The sequence below is a fragment of the Nocardiopsis sp. TNDT3 genome (assembly GCF_003427465.1).
GTDB lineage: Bacteria > Actinomycetota > Actinomycetes > Streptosporangiales > Streptosporangiaceae > Nocardiopsis > Nocardiopsis dassonvillei.
On record NZ_QPFC01000444.1, the window covers coordinates 1 to 1372 of the forward strand.

Sequence of the window (1372 nt, forward strand, 5' to 3'; positions counted from 1 at the left end):
TGTCTCGGCAGCGGTCGACACGAGGGAGGTCGTGTGTCCTCGACGCTCGGGGGTACGGGAGCGCCGGTACGGCTCGGACTGGTCGGCTGCGCCGACATCGCCTGGAGGCGCGTTCTGCCCGCCGTGGCGGTGACGCCCTCGGTGGAGCTCGTCGCCGTGGCCAGCCGCGACCCCGCCAAGGCGCGCGGGTTCGCCGAGCGCTTCGGCTGCGAGGCCGTCACCGGCTACGCCGACCTGCTCGCGCGTCCGGACCTGGACGCCGTGTACATGCCGCTCCCGGTGGGGCTGCGGCACGAATGGGTGGGCCGGGCCCTGGAGGCCGGGCTCCACGTCCTGTCCGAGAAGCCCCTGACCGTCGGTGGGCGGACCTCGGCCGAGCTGGTCGCCGAGGCCGGTCGGCGCGGTCTGACCGTCATGGAGAACTTCGCCTTCCGGCACCACTCCCAGCACCACGAGCTGAGGCGGCTGCTGCAACACGGCGCGGCGGGGCGCACGCGCGCGCTGATGTGCGAGTTCGGCGTGCCGGCGCGCGCTCCGGGGGACATCAGGCACGACCCGGCGCTGGGCGGCGGCGCGCTGCTCGACGTGGGCGTGTACCCGCTGGGCCTGGCCCAGTTCCTGTTGGGTGACGACCTCCGCGTGCGCGGCGCCTTCCTGGACCACGCGCCGGACACGGGGGTGGACACGCGGGGTTCGGTGCTGCTCTCGGGTCCGGGCGGGGTGGCGGTGCAGCTCGGGTTCGGCTTCGGGATGCACTACCGCAACACCTACACCGTCTGGGGGGAGAAGGGGACCCTGCGGCTGGACCGGGCCTTCACACCGCCCGAGACGCTGCGCCCCACCCTGGAACTGCGCACGGACGAGGGGGCCGAGGACCTGTCCCTGGAGGCCGACCACCAGTTCCGCAACCTGTTGACGGCGTTCGCGGACGGTGTGCGGGGGCGGGCGGCCGTGGACACGGCGCCGGTCCTGGCCCTCGCCGGCCTGGTCGAACGCGTCCGCGAGGCCGCCGCCCACTCCCCGGTCTGAGCGCGTGCGCGCCGGGTGTCAGCCCCCCGCCCGGCGGACGAGCGCGTCGGCGAGGTCGGCCGGAGAGGGCATCGCGCGCATCGCCTCGCGCACGCGCGCGGTGCCCCGGGCCAGGGCGGGGTCCTCCAGAAGCCGGGAGACCGCCGTGCTGACGTCCCCGGCGGTCATGGTCCGGTGGGGGACGGAGACGGCCGCGTCCCGCGCGGCGAGCATGTCGGCGAGCATCGGATCGTCGAACCAGCTGGGGACGATGACCTGCGGCACGCCCGCGTCCAGTCCCGTGAGCACGGTCCCCCACCCCCCGTGGTCGACCATGGCGGCGCAGGTGGGGGCCAGGGCGTGC

Annotated in this window: 2 protein-coding genes; one reads left to right on the plus strand and one right to left on the minus strand. The window is 75.4% G+C overall.

All coding sequences use genetic code 11. The features are described from left to right. The first annotated feature begins 33 nt into the window (after nucleotides 1-33). Complete coding sequence (locus tag DQW06_RS11690; protein WP_013155691.1) at nucleotides 34-1029, plus strand: Gfo/Idh/MocA family protein; 996 nt, start codon at nucleotides 34-36, stop codon at nucleotides 1027-1029. Between the two features lie 18 nt (nucleotides 1030-1047). Here DQW06_RS11690 and DQW06_RS11695 read toward each other — a convergent pair. After that, the coding region (locus tag DQW06_RS11695; protein WP_370449068.1) for a nucleotide disphospho-sugar-binding domain-containing protein at nucleotides 1048-1372 on the minus strand (325 nt) is incomplete at its 5' end.